The sequence below is a fragment of the Anditalea andensis genome (genome assembly GCF_000714815.1).
Taxonomy (GTDB): domain Bacteria; phylum Bacteroidota; class Bacteroidia; order Cytophagales; family Cyclobacteriaceae; genus Anditalea; species Anditalea andensis.
Genome location: NZ_JMIH01000014.1, coordinates 736319 through 753523 on the forward strand (window position 1 = coordinate 736319; position 17205 = coordinate 753523).

General features: G+C 37.8%; 16 protein-coding genes. 4 read left to right on the top strand and 12 right to left on the bottom strand.

Annotated elements, in window-relative coordinates:
* Positions 1 to 30: 30 nt before the first annotated feature.
* From EL17_RS06830 to EL17_RS06890, 12 genes are all read right to left on the bottom strand, one after another.
* Positions 31 to 888 carry a beta-1,6-N-acetylglucosaminyltransferase gene (locus EL17_RS06830; protein WP_035071747.1) on the bottom strand — a complete coding sequence of 286 codons (858 nt, stop codon included), beginning with the start codon at positions 886 to 888 and terminating at the stop codon, positions 31 to 33.
* Positions 889 to 2247, bottom strand: coding sequence for a lipopolysaccharide biosynthesis protein (locus EL17_RS06835; RefSeq protein ID WP_051719837.1), 1359 nt, complete (start codon positions 2245 to 2247; stop codon positions 889 to 891).
* Positions 2248 to 2358: 111 nt separating this feature from the next.
* On the bottom strand, positions 2359 to 3558 hold the full coding sequence (locus tag EL17_RS06840) for a glycosyltransferase (protein WP_051719838.1): 1200 nt from the start codon (positions 3556 to 3558) through the stop codon (positions 2359 to 2361).
* Positions 3555 to 4172, bottom strand: a complete 618-nt coding sequence (locus EL17_RS06845) for an acyltransferase (protein ID WP_035071751.1) — start codon at positions 4170 to 4172, stop codon at positions 3555 to 3557. The genes EL17_RS06840 and EL17_RS06845 overlap by 4 nt, the downstream gene beginning before the upstream one ends.
* Positions 4159 to 5133 carry a glycosyltransferase family 2 protein gene (locus tag EL17_RS06850; RefSeq protein ID WP_084166126.1) on the bottom strand — a complete coding sequence of 325 codons (975 nt, stop codon included), beginning with the start codon at positions 5131 to 5133 and terminating at the stop codon, positions 4159 to 4161. The genes EL17_RS06845 and EL17_RS06850 overlap by 14 nt, the downstream gene beginning before the upstream one ends.
* Entirely contained in the window at positions 5126 to 6571 is a 1446-nt protein-coding gene (locus EL17_RS06855) for an O-antigen ligase family protein (RefSeq protein ID WP_051719839.1), read from the bottom strand. The genes EL17_RS06850 and EL17_RS06855 overlap by 8 nt, the downstream gene beginning before the upstream one ends.
* A gap of 6 nt (positions 6572 to 6577) precedes the next feature.
* On the bottom strand, positions 6578 to 8704 hold the full coding sequence (locus tag EL17_RS06860; protein ID WP_035071754.1) for a GumC family protein: 2127 nt from the start codon (positions 8702 to 8704) through the stop codon (positions 6578 to 6580).
* A complete protein-coding gene (locus EL17_RS06865) occupies positions 8705 to 9442 on the bottom strand; it encodes a TolC family protein (protein WP_205623540.1) in 738 nt (245 codons plus the stop codon).
* Between the two features lie 142 nt (positions 9443 to 9584).
* Positions 9585 to 10748, bottom strand: a complete 1164-nt coding sequence (locus tag EL17_RS06870) for a sugar transferase (protein ID WP_035071761.1) — start codon at positions 10746 to 10748, stop codon at positions 9585 to 9587.
* Positions 10749 to 10760: 12 nt separating this feature from the next.
* A complete protein-coding gene (locus tag EL17_RS06875; protein WP_035071764.1) occupies positions 10761 to 11138 on the bottom strand; it encodes a response regulator transcription factor in 378 nt (125 codons plus the stop codon).
* A 173-nt stretch (positions 11139 to 11311) separates the two neighbouring features.
* Entirely contained in the window at positions 11312 to 11680 is a 369-nt protein-coding gene (locus EL17_RS06880) for an Hpt domain-containing protein (RefSeq protein WP_035071766.1), read from the bottom strand.
* A 609-nt stretch (positions 11681 to 12289) separates the two neighbouring features.
* Complete coding sequence (locus tag EL17_RS06890; RefSeq protein WP_035071771.1) at positions 12290 to 12487, bottom strand: hypothetical protein; 198 nt, start codon at positions 12485 to 12487, stop codon at positions 12290 to 12292.
* A 352-nt stretch (positions 12488 to 12839) separates the two neighbouring features.
* On the opposite strand from EL17_RS06890, the gene EL17_RS06895 reads away from it, so the two are divergent.
* The 4 genes from EL17_RS06895 to EL17_RS06910 all read left to right on the top strand — a co-directional run bounded on the left by EL17_RS06895 (position 12840) and on the right by EL17_RS06910 (position 16916).
* Entirely contained in the window at positions 12840 to 13691 is an 852-nt protein-coding gene (locus EL17_RS06895) for a UDP-2,3-diacylglucosamine diphosphatase (RefSeq protein WP_035071774.1), read from the top strand.
* A complete protein-coding gene (locus EL17_RS06900) occupies positions 13688 to 14725 on the top strand; it encodes a glycosyltransferase family protein (protein WP_035071776.1) in 1038 nt (345 codons plus the stop codon). Before EL17_RS06895 ends, EL17_RS06900 begins: the two co-directional genes overlap by 4 nt.
* A gap of 173 nt (positions 14726 to 14898) precedes the next feature.
* Positions 14899 to 16155: a putative DNA modification/repair radical SAM protein gene (locus tag EL17_RS06905; protein WP_035071778.1), complete on the top strand. Its 1257-nt coding sequence runs from the start codon at positions 14899 to 14901 to the stop codon at positions 16153 to 16155.
* On the top strand, positions 16155 to 16916 hold the full coding sequence (locus tag EL17_RS06910; RefSeq protein WP_035071780.1) for a TIGR03915 family putative DNA repair protein: 762 nt from the start codon (positions 16155 to 16157) through the stop codon (positions 16914 to 16916). The genes EL17_RS06905 and EL17_RS06910 overlap by 1 nt, the downstream gene beginning before the upstream one ends.
* Positions 16917 to 17205 lie beyond the last annotated feature (289 nt).

Sequence of the window (17205 nt, forward strand, 5' to 3'; positions counted from 1 at the left end):
TATTTAATATACTTCTGGATTATTGTTAGTTTATATTTTCTTTTTGATAAGCATATCTCGGTCTATGACATCCAATATGACTGCATCAAGGTCCATATTAAACTTGCGTGCAAAAAATTTCCCGGATTGCTGTAAATCATCCCTATCCTCCATGGTCAGCTGCTTCGGACTCACCCCTCCTGCTGTCCAATCTATATATCGAAGGTTATCATTTTTCAGAATGGATTTAAAGGGTGAATTATACAGGATTGTTTGAAAGATAATTTCATCACTTCCCCATACCATTTTAAAATACCTTTCTACTTTAGGGTTTTGTCTAAGGAAATCCAGTATATACCTCACACATGCCATAGGTAAAGTAAACCATTGGGATCTGCCGACTGCTATCATCTGATAGGGCATAACCCTCTTTGGCAAAACGGCATTCATTAATTTTTGGATTGTGTACATTCCCTTTATCCTAAAGTATCCCAAATGATAATTCCTGATTCTAGGTATGGCCTCTTGCCATTCATCCTCTATAGGGTAATATTCCATAAAGGCAGTATTCGGTTCTTTCTTAAGAAATTCTATAAAAAGATCTGGAGATGTAAGCGGGTAATCGCTTCCACTTATAAAATTTAAAAATCCATAGTCACGACCTGATGATAGTATTTCTTCAAATCCTATCAAAGTGGACTGGACCAGACTATAATCTCCCCAATAAACATTGATCCTTTTTTTAATAAAAAAAACATTATCAAATTCTTCGAAAATCAAAAATGGGCTTATATCAGTCTTTAAATCAATAGAAATAAAAATATCTACATCCTTATGCTGCAAACTTTGCACTAATCTTTTTAATTGGTGCGGTGCGTTGTGCGCTATGATTAAATGTGCTATTTTCATCTAAGAATTGGTATGTAATTTATTTTTATTCAAAAGGTTTTTGACCAGTGAAACAGATTCCCGGAAACCGGTGGTTATTATATCTCGGAGGGTAAAAACCAGATATCTTCTCAAAGCTTTATACCCAAATATTACCCCTGCCAAAAAAGTAAAAACCGAAACTACTGCGACTGCATATAAATTATCAAACAGTACTATTCCAATATAATCCCCTACTACATTTACGGTGAGCATGATGATTACTTTGATCAGGTTGAGTTTAGGTTGATTGACCATGTCCAGTGTAATCCCTAAAAATCTATCTATTGGAAAAAAGACTCCAAATACCATAAATATCCTGAAAATATTGGCAGACGCAGTTCCCGCATACTGCTCACCACCTATAATCAGTACGATAAAGTCTGCAAAAATCAAAGACCCGATGGATAAGGGTATTAAGAGCATGGTCAACATCCCCGCATATTTTTGCATGATTGTACTGACCTTACTTTTATCTCCCTGATTATGAGCAGCTGAAAGTTCAGGCATGGCAGTCGCTACAAAACTTCTCAGTGGTACTTCCAAAATATCCAGCAAGCGCTGAGAAACATTGAAAATAGCCAGAGCAGCCGGGCCTAACATTATCTTGATAATAAAGGAATCAGAAGTTTTCAATAAATTAGAACTTAAAACAGTCCCGACGCTATACTTCCCATAATCGAATATTTTCTGGATGCATTCCTTAGACCTGTCTTTTAAATTTCTAAAACTGCTCCACCCAAAAATCAGGGTCAATATACTCGTGAGTGCAGAACTGGCTATAAAACTGTAAACTATAGTATTAAGGTCAATATTCCCCCAAACATAAAAAATGATGATAAACAGTATGAACGAACCCTGATTAATAAGCCGTATATACAAGATATGGTCAAATCTATCTTTTGCCTGCTGAATCCAAGAGCCTAAATTGAAAGGCAAAGTAGTTAATAAGCTAACTCCCAACCATTTCAACAGCAAAATCACACTGGGATCTTCAGTCCCAATATATCCAAATATAAGAACCCCTACCACGTTCAGAGCTATGAATACTCCTGTGATGACTATTCCAATATACCAGGAAGAGCCTACCACATTGTTTGCCATTTTTTGGGAGGTGCCTGAATAAAATATGATTAAAGCACTCTGAAGAAATCCTGTCCGAAAAGTCTCTATAAATATGATAGCAAACTGAAAAAACACCCAGTTTCCCATATCCTCAGGAGAAAGCACCCTAAAAAGGATAATGTAAGTAAGCACGCTAAACATAGCCATAGCTCCATTTCCCGCCAGAGAGAGAAAATGCTTGTTGGAAAGTTTAGCACGTATATTATTAAGCATCATCTATGATTGGAGCAGGTACTGTTTAATTTTTTTTTGCCGCTTTTAATCCTTTCAATATCCCTATTGAGAAGGCTATAATGGCTGGTAGAGCAATATATTCCCAAGGCATACTTATTTGTTTATCGGTAATTTTGAATTAGAGGTATGCGGAGTATGGATAAATGATTTTTTAGCTTTGTTTATGCTCAATAAAGCTATACACATGGTAATAAAAGCCAAGGGTAACCGGACCACAGCTTTGATTAAATCTTTATTATACAGCCGCTTTGGTAGCGATAGCAAAAGTGCGGCCCCACAGCAAATTAAAGTGACCAGCCAAAATAAGGGGGATGGACCAACCGGAAGGGCAAATGAAATGACCACAAACAAACTTAGTACCCCCAAGAGCAAAATCCTGGGAAGCAATAGCGTCTGAATCATTTTGTTGAAAAATTCTATATTTCCATTCCTGAACAGGAGCACAAATCCTTCTATAAAATATTTTTTCAAAAACTCTATCTGTGCGGCTATCCAGCGAGTCCTTTGATTTAAAAAAACACCTGAATCAGCTACTTTCTCATCGTAGACCCATGCGTCTTCGAGGTAAGCGATCTTTATCCCATCTTTGATGATCCTAAAATCAATTTCTTTGTCCTCCCCCACTGTTTCTCCTATTCCGCTCAGTAATTTTATTAAGTAGTGGTAATCGAAAGCCATACCCGAACCAATCAGAGCAGCAGATAAACCTGATCTCTGATGACCTCTGCGAAATAGGTGGTTATTGATCTCTTCATTGCAAGCATCTAATAGTGCAAAGGGAGTATCCTGGTTTTTAGCAGTACGATGTCCCTGGATTACTTTGTATCCAGCTTCGAATGCACTGTTTACTTTTTCTAAAAAAGCTGGCCCCATTATATTGTCCGCATCCAATACTACCGCTAGGTCATATGCATCTAATGGCAAAGCGGAAAGGGCAGTAGATAATGCCTTTCCCTTAGTACTTTTCTCAAATCTTACCTCTATGACTTTGACATTATGAAGACTGAGGGTTTCTATGGTGGACGGCATAAGCTTGTCGGCTATGACACATACATCAAATTCCCCTTCGTACTGATGCAGTTTAGCATCCAGCGCAGACTCAATAATTACTGCATCTTCTTTATACGCCGGGATTAAGACACATATTCTCCTATGATTTTGGGTAGGAGCATACGGTAGCTTTATCTTGAAAAACCCTGCTATAGCAAAATAAAGCAGGTAGAGAACGTTCGCCAATAGGTAGATCCCTAAACAATAAAAGATTACATTTAAAATTCCGAAAATCATATTCATGGTTTTAATTTTTTAATGGGAATAGCCGGTACGCCACCTACCAATGTATATGGAGCTACATCCTTGGTCACTACCGCCCCTGAAGCCACGATGGACCCTTCCCCGATTCTAACTCCTTTAAGTATTATGGCCCTGGTAGCTATCCATACATTGTCTTCTATGGTGATAGGTGCTTTGGTCCCGGGAGCATCATGTGCATTGACATCATGAAAATCATCATCTATGATAATGGTATACGGCGCTATGTTCACATGGTCTCCTATACTGACACGCGTACTGGCCGATATATGGGCCCCATTGATAAATGTATTTTTGCCAATCTCCAAAACCCCTGATTTTCCTACAAATATTTTAGTCCTTTCTATTCTGGACCATATTTTAGTATGGTCTCCTATAGTGACTTCCCCTTTGTTTTCGAATAGCATATTCCCATTTACAGAAACCAATTTCCCCAAATCCGTACCTTTAAGTTTGTATTTAGCATAGGCCACTTTATATGCACCACCCAGCAGATCCTTAGCCAGCAGGGTATATAAAGGTGTACCTGCTAATGTGGGGTCTTCTTTCTTTAATAAAGTGATCCTGTCTGCCAAAAGTCTTTTAAATCGATCCATATCGCTCATTTTTCATGTTGTCTATAGGATAACGAGCAGCAGTTTCTGTCCCTACAGGTAAATAATGGTTTTGATTCACCGACTTAGTATTAACATTCCACAAAATCCCCTTTAGAATGGCCTTAGCATGACTAAAATCACCCTTTACCATATGTTTCATTATATTTTTGGGCAATGCCAACCCAAAGAAAAACAGACTGCTCGCCAACAAATGCTTCCCCTTATAATTTCTTCTGATGAATACCAATCTGTTTCTGTTCATATAAAATGTCTTCAAAACTGAAGATTTACCTACTGACATAGATTCCTTATGATAAATGGTAGAAGTGCCGATATAATGGCTCTCAAAGCCTGCCCTTTTGATCATAAGGGCCCAGTCGTGCTCTTCGTAATATAAAAAATAGAGTTCTGGCATTAACCCAGCTTTCTCAATTACACTTCGGGAAACCATCATGGCCGCCCCATGTATAAGTCCTGTATTAAAGCATCCATTATGCTGTCCCAGATCCTTTTCCAGATATCCTATAATTTTACCCCTGCCGGTCCATACATTTATGCCTGTGCAACCGGCATATTGTATGCGCTGGTCAGTCCCGTAAAAGATAATTTTAGGTGAAGCTATTCCCGTTTTGGGATTATCTTCAAAATGTTCTACTAATGGCTCCAAAAAACCTGGATCCACTTCTGTATCATTGTTTAAAAAAAGTAAATACTTACCTCTTGCAGCCTTTATTCCTAGATTATTGCCACCGGAAAAACCCAGGTTTTTATCAGATCTGATCAGGGTGATATGGGGATGTTTATCTGATATTATTTGAGGATCTTCGCTTGGAGAAGCATTGTCTATCACTATTATCTCTATAGTAGGATAAGTAATTTTCTGTAACGAAGAAACCATATCACAAGTAAGCTGAGCCTGATTGTAATTAATGGATATGATAGATACCAGTGGATTATGCATGAGAAGGAGAATTTGCTAGTTGCTGATCAAAGTGGGGGCCCAGATAAACCAATGCCCAGGATATGTATACGATCATGGCTGAAGGCATGGTATTAATGACCTCATTGCCATAGCTACTGAGAATGATTCCTGATATTCCGGCCACCAGGGCTATAAGCACTTGCCTCAGTTTTTCATTTCTGATGTTCCATACTATGCCACAGCACTTTCCCGTAATGTATAAGATTATACCAAACCAAAGGATAAATCCTACAATACCATACATCGCCCAAACTTTTACAAAGTAACTATCCGGAGGAATGTTTGCTAAAAACTTATCCGGATTGTGCTCCATTCCCCAAGTCCCTATCACCCCGACCCCTCCTCCAAAGGGTCGGCTGGAAAGATAATCTTTCAGAATATTCTGATTTTTAAACCTTTCCTGTAATGAAGGGTCTTTTGGATCCAGTGATGTTCTCATTCTGGCTATTTGGGCATTTGATTCGCCCAATGTGGTATATTTTAATATAAACAAGCCACTGATGGCCATTACTGAGCCGAGTATCAGAATTTTTGCCTGTTTACTCAAAACCAGATATACAAAACCACCTGCTATCAGTACAAACATCGATCCTCTAGTCCCAGATATTAACATCCCGTATAAAATCAACAACCCTGCTGCACCTACCAAAAGGCGCTTCCACCATAAATAAGGACCCAAAGACAATATTAAACAGATTAACCCCACATGTGCTTGAGAAGCTCCAAACTGACCTGCATCACTATAAAATGAAAAAACCCGGAGTTTGCCCCATAATACATGCGTTTTACTGGACCCGGCATCAAGCCACAACTGCTCCATACTGTCTACACCAAAATATAATTGTTTGGCACCATAGATAGCACCAAGGCATGACAATACTATAATCGCATATATAAACAGCTTTATATCTCTAATTTCTCTCAAAAGCATAAAAGCCAGCGGCACGGTCAATATCCAATACAAAGCAGTGGACCTCATCTCAAACACCCACCCCATAAAACTTGCACCGGCAGGATTGAGTATTTCCAAAACTGTAATGACAAACCATACCAGAGAAAGAATGAACAAATCATTTTTCAGAAACCTACGCTGGTATTTTTCAGACCTATGAAAGATTACAGCCAGCCACGTCAGCAAAAGTATACCTTCCAATCCCAGTCCAAATGGTACTGAAGGAACATGTTTGCTTAATCCAGCAACAAAAAAGCAAAGTATTATATAGGAGACAAATCCGGCTTTTGGCTTATAAAAAACTATGGTAACATAAGCCACTATAAAAGGCAAAGCAATCAAAACCCCCGGTACAATTATACCTACCTGAGCGGTCAACCAGCCCAGGCCCAATATTATGAGCCCGATTAAAGGAAGTGAATATTTAGCAAAGCTATATGTAGGTTCAAATGCCGAGGATCTCATACTCCCTTATCTACCGTGCGAATAACCCAAATAATCCTCACAATAATGCTCGGAAACACCCGTGACGACGATTTCGACGGGTACATTGGCCACCTTCAGAACGGCATCCACAGCCCTCTTGTCAGAAGGTAACCATTCTCTATTAGACCTCACTGTAACCACTATCAGATGTAGGCCGGCCATCATATTGAAAGGGAAAATATTATCGGTTATCGGTGGAAATTCTACCAAAACCATCTTACTGCTCTGGCCTCCTACGGGATTTTTTTCAGATTGGCTAAGTCCCATTCCGGCAAAGTGGCTACGTTTATAGTAAAACGTATCCAATGATGTAAGCCTTTTGGCCATAGACGCATCTTTTGGATGATAGGAAACAGTTGGAATGTTCAAAGAACCAAATTTCGCCTTTAGCTTATTGATAACAGTGGTCTTGCCCTCTCCCTTTAAGGGGCTTATAAACCCTATAACAAATGGTCCGTCAAGTGGGCTATCAATAGATTTAAGAATAAGCTGACTGGCCAGATCCGACAAGGCCTGATCTTCTACTGAAGTGGCTGTCAGGCTATGTCTTTTTGTAATGTTAGGCACGATACCAGCCACCGCTAAACCTGTTTTTTTGGCAGCCCTTGATGGGTTTTTAATGGTATCATCTATCAATTCCCTCCCCAGTATCACACTGGCTACAGAGATAAATCCCGCTATTGATCCCAACAATACCAGAAAAACAATTTTTGAACTTTTCGGTTTGACCGGCAAATAAGGAGGATCTATGATTTTCAGCGGAGCTGTAAGGGCAATGTTCTGCTGGTTTAACCTACTGGAATTTAGGCTGTTTAGAATGGAAAGATATTCTTTTTCAGCCAGTTCAATTTCTCTTTCTATCTGTTTTAAAGCTGCACCTAAGGGTGCCATCCTTTGATATTCGTTTAAAAAATCTTTTTTTCGCTTGTTCATGACCTCAAGTTTGGCAGCACCTTCCTCTACCAAGATCACGTTCTTCACCCATTCGTCTAATAGCCCTTGACTGGGAATACCTCCTATAGAATGTGTCTGCTCATAATATTCACCTAACTTTTGACGTATGTTACCGGTCGTTTTTTCCAAATCTGCTTTTAGGTCGATTGATTGGGCAGATGGAGATTTACTTGCATCCGATTTGCCTAACAATTCTATGTCTACCAGCTGGGAAGTAAGCCCTGTGACTCTACTTCGTAAGTCTAAGAGTTCGTTGCTGCTCAAGGTGGTCATAGATCTGGTGGACAGTTTTTCTTCTATAGCAGATAGGGCAGAAATAGCAGCTACATACAGCATCTCTACTTCTGTATAATCTGTATAAAGCGACTCTCGGTGGGATGATATATTCTTGGACTGTTCCTCAAAATTAATTATCTGATTTTGATTGTTGAACGCTAAAAAACGTTGTTCGGCATCTGCTAATTTCTCATAGGCACTTTTAGCTTCGGATTCATAGTAGTCTACCACAGAATTGGTCTGCCCTTCTCTTAACAATCTATTTCTTTGTATAAACACCTCAGTCAGCAGCTCAAGCGTATGCCTGCAGATAGCAGGATCTGAGCTTTCATATGCCACTTTTATGACATCACTATCTTTTATTCTACTTGGATGTATATTAGATAAGGCATTAAAGGAATAAAATGCCTCCTCTGAATTTAGAAGTTTATAGATTTCATTCCTATTATCAGCTTTATAATACGACATTACATTTCTGTAGGTAGTATTGACATCATGAGCCTGTAAGAAGACTCGTAATGCTTCCGGTAAAATCTCTCTAAGGTTTTCTAAAGAACTGGCATTCAAATAGCGTACATCTTCTTTATTTAAAGTTAAATGAGTGGCCAATAGCTGAATAGCTACCTCTTCTTTGGTTTCCCTGGAATCAATTAGGGCGATCAAGTTATCAAAAGCAGTGCCTGTAGCATAATAATCCAGTTCGGCATTGCCCGTTATCGAATATCCAGAAGCTATACCCGTATATAGTGTAGTATCGGATTCATATATCCTTTTTTGCCCATGGAGCATAAAAAACAGTATAGATGTACCCAATAAAAAAGGTACAGTTATGAGCCATTTCCAATTTAATAACAGCAGACGGCGGATTTCTTTTAGTTCCATCTATGGATTCATTAATTCTATGATATTCATTCCTACTATTTCTTCTAAAATCCTAACTGCAGTTTCATAATTTGTATAGCTGGATTCATAATCTATAGCTGCCCTGGTATATGCTTCAGTAACGACACTCATATCGGCCAGGGAAACCTGACCCTCTCGGAAGGACTTTTCAGATAACTGTTTGTTAATGCGTGCCGACTCTCTGGCTTCGGTATGAACCTTCAGCGTGCGCCTGGCAAGTACTACGTCCTGATACATGTTTATGATAAATTGGCTGATTTCTTCTTCTCTTGATTTCTGAATAAATTCAGCCTGTTTTAACTGAAGCTGTACACGGTTAATGCGGTTGGGGCGACTGATGATCATGTCCAAAGGAAGGGACAGACGGAAGCCTGCAGAGTATCTAGATGCCAGCCCGGTCCCTATCCCTATCTGAGACCCCTCAGAAATGGACAAAAGGCCCAGATTACCATATAAATAATCCCCTGCAAGCGATAAATTTTTATAAATATCTTTTCGCGCTATTTGAAGGTCTTCTCCAATAATATCTCTATCTATACGAAGGGCTTCTACTGAAGCGCTTCTAGCTAGTGCAGCTTCCGTAAGTCTGGCTATGGCCACATCAGGCTGAAGAAAGAATCTTTCCGTAGCAGACAGGTCTGGTATCTGAGAAGTCTGACCATAACTACTTCTAGCAGAGAGTAATATAACAAGTGGAATTAAATACAGGATTTTCATCTGTCTATAATTGTTTTTCAATAACCGGAACTTGTCCTGTGAGGAAGGAAAGAGGATGGAATCTCGCATATTGGCCTTCCGAAAATTTTCCGGCCTATGGGGGCATCTGTCGGGGTGAAGACTTTAATCACGCTATAGATCATCAGACATTTTCTTTTTGAAATAGAGCAGGTATCGTTTTTAGAATTATATCTATATCCTTTTTGATTGAAAAATTTTCTGCATATTCTATATCCAAGGATTTTCGTTCTTCTTCGGACATATCCCCTCCTTTTCCCCTTTTGACTACCTGCCATAAACCGGTAATGCCAGCTGGTGCTAAAAACCGGGTGGCATAGTAATCCATCGTAAGTTTTTCAGCTTCATATAAAGGAAGCGGTCTGTTGCCTACTATGGACATATCTCCCCTCAATACATTATATAGCTGTGGAAGCTCATCAATACTGGTATTCCTAAGGATCTTACCAATTCTGGTGATCCGGGGATCATTTGCTATTTTGATAAAAGCAGGTAAGCTCTCTGATTTTTTGATGATTTGATATTGCTTTTCACATATTGCCTCTCCCTTTTTATCATATAGGACATTTAGACAGGTAAGGCCAGAGGCTTTACATTCGTCACACAAAACGTTCTCAGATTGATAAGTGTCTTTTTTGACCTCTTGATACTGATTGAGGTCTTTCATACCCGCGAGTAAATGTTCGGCATCCTGTCGCATAGACCGGAATTTCCAGAATTTAAAAATTTTGTAGTTTGTCCCTACTCTATAGGAGTAATAAAAAGCAGGACCTTTTGATTCCATTTTGACCAAAAGTGCAATCAACAAGAAGAAGGGAGATAAGACCAAAAGCCCAAGTCCCGAAAAAACAATATCAAATAGACGCTTTCCTAATGGAATGGCATATAATGGACGGATATGGGTAGGCTGCGGTGTTTGTTCAACTTTAGGGTTTACAAGATATTTTAATCTTGTAATCAATTTCTCCTTATCAGAATGGATAATAAATATATCTGAAACACCAGAATTGATGATCGTTTGCTGTATTTTAGGTGAAAGTACCCCATCAGTAAAATAAAGGATCGGACAGGTAATGCCGATGTCCCTTCTTACGGATTGAATAAGGCTCAATCCTACTGCCCCCATATTGTGAGAGAAAATGATCGCCTCAAAAGATGATTCTCCTGATGACAAATAATTTAAAAAATGAACAGCATTATCAAAGTGGATAACATCAAATTCATCAATGTAATCTCTCTGAAAATCTAGAAATTCATTTTCATCTGGAGTAAGGTAGATAATTTTCATAAACATTAAAGTTTAGCTATTTATTCTTCGTAGAATATTTTTTATTCGCAGATCCAGTTCCTCGGGATTGAATGGCTTGCTTACATAATCATCCGCTCCATGTTTTAGACATAGTATTTTATTACTGGTTTCATCTTTTCCTGAAAGCATAATGAGAGGAAGATTTTTGAATAAGGTACTAGCACGCAGCTGCTTAATAAAATCTAGACCGTTCATTATTGGCATATCATAATCTGCTATGATGGCATCTATAACAAACCCTTTTTCAAGGTAATCCATACCCTCCTGTCCATTTGATGTAATGGTTACATCATATTCTTTTTTAAAATAGTGTTCTAATATTAACCTTATAGAAGGCTCATCATCAACTATTAATAATTTCTTTTTCATGGTTCAAATTAACTGAAATATGCTGACTTAATATCTATAAAATGACATTTTTTATAAAATAATACAAAATAAATAGTTAATAAATAATGTAATCCAATAATACATACATAAAAAGCATTTAATGGCCTAACTATAAAAAAACCACCACCAATTTGTTATATACATTTAATAAATTACTGATCATTGTTTATATCCTTATGAAAGCAAGACATCACTGGATCGATTGATTCTGTGACTTTTAGGAATAAATCTTCCAATTGATCTAAATTGGTTCTTTGTATAGCATATTCTTCTATCAGCTTCACCGCTTTATAGGCGTCTTTAGATTGGATGTTACCAAAATTTGATTTTAAATAATGAGCAGCAGATGTCACAGTATCCCAATCCTTCATCCGAATGGCCGTTGATAGCTGGTCAAGCTTATCAGGAACTGTGGTAACAAAGATATTTTTCAATAGTAATACAAACTCCTCATCATCCTGCAAACCTCCCAGCATTGCAAAATCAAATACATTTTTATTAGCAGTTGGTAAAACATCCATAGCGAACATATTTATGATATATAAAACAAACGATCATCACACCGTCTTTTGCGACGCAATATTAAATACTATATACAATTTAATAAAAATTTTTATTATAAATTTTTATTATTTATACAAATAAAAAATCCAACTGGAACAAAAAATATTATATATAAAAAAATGTAATTTATATTCATTTTAAAGTTGATAAATAAATAGACTAAAGTATAAGATAAAAAATATAATTCAGTTTTTTTATCCGTTACATGCAATAGTAGCACCATTATTTTATTGAGCAATAATAAACCCATAAAAATAATATTATTAATTACTGTTTCTATGCAAATACACTATGAAATCAGCCCTAAGAAGGTACAGTTTATAGCTATAAAATATTGTGAGATTTTACTTGACTTTCAGCATTAGGTTTTGGCATATCAACTTCATAGTATTAAAAAATACAACTTATTAATAAGTTGCTTATGTTCCTGCACTGCAGGGAAGAGTTTCACCGGATCTTAAAAGATATCTTCAAAGATATGGACCAATATTTAGATTAAATTTATACTCAATTGAATATAACAAAAATGGAAGGCCCCTCACATAGCATTCTTACTAAAGAGTACTTCAAATAAATATGTTTACTACTATAGCCGCTATACTATAGCCTCCTAAAAATGAAATCAAAATGGGAACGGTATGGGCATATCTGGAAATAAGAGGGGCATTTTTATTTGCACTCATAAAATATTCATCCGGAAAGGTAGATAGGATCAATAAACTATACGATACCGTAAACAAAAACAGGGAAAATAGGGTCTCCATAAAATTCTCGTTCTGAGCCAAATATACGAAACCTACCTGAGCAAAGACAGTAATCCCAAAAAAATTACTTTACAACAATCATTAAGCACAGGAAAGAAATTAAAGATTTCTTCATTTTTAAAAAAATCCATAAATAAGGAAAATATGCAGTTATAAGAGCGTATTCTAATATCCACCACAGCAATGCTCATTTTTCATCCTTAAATTTCCTAATGAAGCAAAGCACTGGCGTTCAAACCAATACTTTTTGTTAACATACCACTATTAATCATCATAATTTGCTAATAGCCAATTAATCTTACTTACGTACAAATGAATTAGATTGCTTTCAACAATTTTTAAGGCAAACTATATGCATCAAACAAAACGTGAAGTAGACCTGATCATTATCTCAGATCTACATTTGGGTACATACGGGTGTCATGCTGAAGAACTCCTGAGTTACCTGAAGAGTGTCCATCCTAAAAAACTAATATTAAATGGTGACATTATAGATATCTGGCAGTTCAGTAAGAGATACTGGCCTACCAGCCATATGAAAGTAGTGAAGCATATTTTGGGGCTGATCGCCAAGGGGGTAGAAGTGGTATATATCACGGGCAATCATGATGAGGTGTTGAGAAAATTTGTCGGATTTAAACTAGGGAGTTTCAGCATAGAAAACAAAGTAGTATTGGATCTGGACGGAAAAAGCGCATGGTGTTTTCACGGTGATGTATTTGATGTGACCATGCAACATTCCAAATGGCTGGCTAGACTAGGTTCCCAGGGCTATGATTTTTTGATTCTCTTAAACAGGTTAATAAACTATGTTGGGAAACTGGCTGGAAAAGGACCTATATCTATGTCAAAAAAAATAAAAAACAGTGTAAAAAGTGCAGTCAGTTACATCAACGATTTTGAAAAGACCGCTACAGATATTGCCATCTTAAATGGGTATGATTATGTGGTCTGCGGCCATATACACCAACCAGCCATAAAATCAATCAAAACCAAACTCGGAGAAACCACCTATCTCAATTCAGGTGATTGGATAGAAAATCTTACGGCTTTGGAATATCACCTGGGCGTCTGGAAACTATATAGCTACGAAATAGACCATATAGCTACTACCCTATCTGAATCGGAGGATCCTCTCGTGGAACTTAACAAAACTGAACTTTTTAACTTAATGCAATTAGAATTTAACCAGATGAACCTATGAAAATTCTGTATGCTTTCCAAGGAACCGGAAATGGCCATATCAGTAGGGCATTAGAAATTATACCGGCATTACAATCTTATGCCACTACCGACCTGCTTATCAGTGGGACAAAATCGGATCTCAGCCTTCCACATAAAATCAAATACCGTATGGAGGGGCTAAGCTACCAATTAGGGCATAATGGGGGAATTGATTTTAAAAAAACAATACAACAGGCTTCGCTCAGCTCACTTTACCACGACATACGTAAAGTACCCATAGGCCAATATGACCTGATTATCAACGATTTTGAACCTATAACCGCATGGGCTTGCACTTTGAGAAATAAGCTCTGCATTTCTCTGAGCCATCAGTATGCGGTACTTTCACCGGAAGCTCCTCAGCCTAAACAAAAAGACCTTAAAGGGATTGTAGCGTTAAAATATTATGCTCCCAGTAAAATGGGTTTTGGTTTTCACTTCCAATCATACAACAACCAAATTCACCCACCAGTCATCAGCCGGGTAATTAGAGAAACCAATATTACCAAAGGAGATCATGTAACGGTATATCTTTCAGCATACTCTGAAGAATACCTATTAAATTTCTTTGCAGCTTACCCGCAGGTAAATTGGGAAATATTTACCAATACCTGTCCTGTGGTGCGAAAATATAAGCATATCAAGCTTTTACCCCTAGAGAGAACTTCATTTATCCAGAGCATGGGCAGTTCCTATGCAGTCCTCTGCGGCGCGGGATTTGAAACTCCCGCAGAAGCTATTTATATGGGAAAAAGATTGGCTGTGGTTCCCACAAAGCATCAATATGAGCAATCCTGCAATGCAGCTGCCCTGAGAGGACTGGGTGTGACGGTAATCGAAACCTTAACTGCTGATGCCCATCAGGACATACTCTCATGGCTTAACAGTCCACCGGCTCTTAAAATAAATTACCCAGAGCAGACAGATGCCTTAATTAACAAAGTGCTCACATCAGTAGAGCCAGCGATCATGAAACCTATTCCAGCCCTATATTATAGCAGGATTAATCTTTAGTCAATAATTAAATTTTCGAGACAATTTAAGTCACATTTTTAAAAGGGAAGTGGGATTATCATATGTTTGAAAGTAAATTACTTCTATCCAAGTATTACCTTTTGATGCCATATGTCCCAAAATAATTATTCAATTAAAATCATTTTCCCTTTTTCAATGTTAGTAAGTCTCAGATGAACTGGGAAAGACTACAAGAAAAACTTAATATTCTAGCCGATGCAGCCAAGTACGATGTGTCCTGCTCTTCTAGCGGAAGTAACCGTATCAATGATAATAAAGGATTGGGCGATAGCACCGGTATGGGGATATGCCATACCTATACAGAAGACGGCAGATGCGTATCCCTCTTAAAAATCCTTCTTACCAACCATTGTATCTTTGATTGTTTGTATTGTGTATCCCGCAAAAGCAATGATATAAAAAGAGCCGCTTTTACGGTAGAAGAAGTGGTAGAACTGACCATTAATTTTTATAGGAGAAATTATATTGAGGGTTTGTTCCTATCGTCTGGCATATTTAAAAACTCGGATTATACCATGGAGCGATTGGTAAGGGTAGCCAAAAAACTTCGTGAGGAGCATAAGTTTAATGGGTACATACATCTTAAAACCATACCAGGTGCATCAGATGAGTTGATGAGAGAAGCTGGACTATATGCCGACCGACTCAGTGTAAACTTGGAGCTGCCCACCAAGTCTGGACTTAAATTATTGGCACCTGATAAAGACCATAAGGACATGTTAAAACCTATGGGTGCTATCCATCAAGATATCATTAAATATAAGGATGAGAAAAAACTGATAAAATCTACTCCAATTTTTGCTCCTGCAGGACAATCTAGTCAGATGATTATAGGTGCTACGCAAGAGCGGGATTTGGACATCATTAAAACCAGCACACACCTTTACTCTAAATTTAACCTAAAACGGGTTTATTTCTCAGGATATGTCCCTGTACTCGAACATAAAAATTTGCCCGTGCTGGGAACTCCAGTACCCATAGTTAGGGAAAACAGGCTCTATCAGACAGACTGGCTGATGAGGTTTTATGAATTTGATCCTTATGAAATAGTCAATGAGGTTCACCCTAACCTGGATCTGGACATTGACCCCAAGTTATCCTGGGCCCTTCGCAATCGTAACTATTTCCCTATAGACATTAACAGGGCAGATTATCATATGATCTTAAGGATCCCTGGAGTAGGAGTGAAATCTGCTAAAAAAATTATAGCTGCCCGAAAATTCGGTTCTCTCAATGTAGAAAAACTTAAAAAACTGGGTATAGCCATGAACCGTGCACAACACTTTATTACCTGCAATGGCCACCTGCTAGCAACGGATATAGATAGTCTACGCTTAAAAAATTTAATTCTTAACGCGGGAAGCAGTAAGTTCAAAGCAAATTTTTCCCCCCAACTTTCCCTGTTCTGATGACCTTTTTAATATACGATGGATCTTTTGAAGGATTGCTTACTGCCATATATGAAGTTTATGCATTAAAATTAGTCGATGTAAGGATCATAACAGAAAAAGAGGAATCCAGTCAATTGTTCTCTACCGAAATGATGATCACCACCAATGACGACAAAGCAAACAAGGTAGCTAAAAAAATCACCAATATACTGGGCAGTACGGGATTCCGATCACTTTGGAAAGCTATGCTGTCTGAGCTCCCTGGAACAGCCGATATCATCTTATCAGTAGTCAAGTACGCCATAAGTACGGGCAAGAATGTGATCAAAGATTATGGACATCCCGCTGTGTTGGCGCTTCAGGAAACCCTCAAAAAACTGGGGAGGGAGCAGCACCGGATGACGGCTTTTGTAAGATTTGAACTGGCTCAGGACGGGGTATTTTATGCCACCATAGAACCGGATTTTGATGTGCTGCCCTTAATTTCAAATCATTTCCGTAAAAGATATGCGGATCAGAAATGGCTGATATTTGATTTAAAAAGAAATTATGGAATATTTTATGACCTCCAAAGAGTCATTACGGTAGAAGTCCATCAAACCCTGCCTGATAATAGCCCTTCCCTGATGAGGCTTGACTGGGATGAAACCGAAAAAGAATTCCAGAACCTCTGGAAAAATTATTTTAAAGCCACAAATATTGTATCCAGAAAAAACACCAAGTTACATCTCCAGCATGTGCCACGCAGATACTGGAAATATTTAATAGAAAAACAATGAAGTTTAAATAATGGTAAGCATTACATTTAACCATAAAAATAATTCTATTCGGACCCGCCTTCACCTATCCGATCATTTCAGGATTACATAAAATACATTCAATGTATGTAATTTTAAACCATTCAAATAAATAGTGTGGCGCCCCCTTTCTATATCTACATCCCCCCCTTTATCAGACCTGTATTTTATCTTTATTATATATATATATTATTTTTTTTAGGGTGTGCATTCCTTTTATCCTATTATTAGGCTTATAGTGGTTCTAGTCCACCGTTCAAAAGATTTATAG

What these genes read in the sequence shown, in the direction of transcription:
- EL17_RS06870 (WP_035071761.1), bottom strand. Translation starts at nt 10,748, where the DNA reads ATGAAAATTATCTACCTTACTCCAGATGAAAATGAATTTCTAGATTTT.
- EL17_RS06890 (WP_035071771.1), bottom strand. Translation starts at nt 12,487, where the DNA reads ATGGAGACCCTATTTTCCCTGTTTTTGTTTACGGTATCGTATAGTTTA.
- EL17_RS06840 (WP_051719838.1), bottom strand. Translation starts at nt 3,558, where the DNA reads ATGAATATGATTTTCGGAATTTTAAATGTAATCTTTTATTGTTTAGGG.
- EL17_RS06880 (WP_035071766.1), bottom strand. Translation starts at nt 11,680, where the DNA reads ATGGATGTTTTACCAACTGCTAATAAAAATGTATTTGATTTTGCAATG.
- EL17_RS06865 (WP_205623540.1), bottom strand. Translation starts at nt 9,442, where the DNA reads ATGAAAATCCTGTATTTAATTCCACTTGTTATATTACTCTCTGCTAGA.
- EL17_RS06900 (WP_035071776.1), top strand. Translation starts at nt 13,688, where the DNA reads ATGAAAATTCTGTATGCTTTCCAAGGAACCGGAAATGGCCATATCAGT.
- EL17_RS06905 (WP_035071778.1), top strand. Translation starts at nt 14,899, where the DNA reads ATGAACTGGGAAAGACTACAAGAAAAACTTAATATTCTAGCCGATGCA.
- EL17_RS06910 (WP_035071780.1), top strand. Translation starts at nt 16,155, where the DNA reads ATGACCTTTTTAATATACGATGGATCTTTTGAAGGATTGCTTACTGCC.
- EL17_RS06860 (WP_035071754.1), bottom strand. Translation starts at nt 8,704, where the DNA reads ATGGAACTAAAAGAAATCCGCCGTCTGCTGTTATTAAATTGGAAATGG.
- EL17_RS06835 (WP_051719837.1), bottom strand. Translation starts at nt 2,247, where the DNA reads ATGATGCTTAATAATATACGTGCTAAACTTTCCAACAAGCATTTTCTC.
- EL17_RS06875 (WP_035071764.1), bottom strand. Translation starts at nt 11,138, where the DNA reads ATGAAAAAGAAATTATTAATAGTTGATGATGAGCCTTCTATAAGGTTA.
- EL17_RS06850 (WP_084166126.1), bottom strand. Translation starts at nt 5,133, where the DNA reads ATGCATAATCCACTGGTATCTATCATATCCATTAATTACAATCAGGCT.
- EL17_RS06845 (WP_035071751.1), bottom strand. Translation starts at nt 4,172, where the DNA reads ATGGATCGATTTAAAAGACTTTTGGCAGACAGGATCACTTTATTAAAG.
- EL17_RS06895 (WP_035071774.1), top strand. Translation starts at nt 12,840, where the DNA reads ATGCATCAAACAAAACGTGAAGTAGACCTGATCATTATCTCAGATCTA.
- EL17_RS06855 (WP_051719839.1), bottom strand. Translation starts at nt 6,571, where the DNA reads ATGAGATCCTCGGCATTTGAACCTACATATAGCTTTGCTAAATATTCA.
- EL17_RS06830 (WP_035071747.1), bottom strand. Translation starts at nt 888, where the DNA reads ATGAAAATAGCACATTTAATCATAGCGCACAACGCACCGCACCAATTA.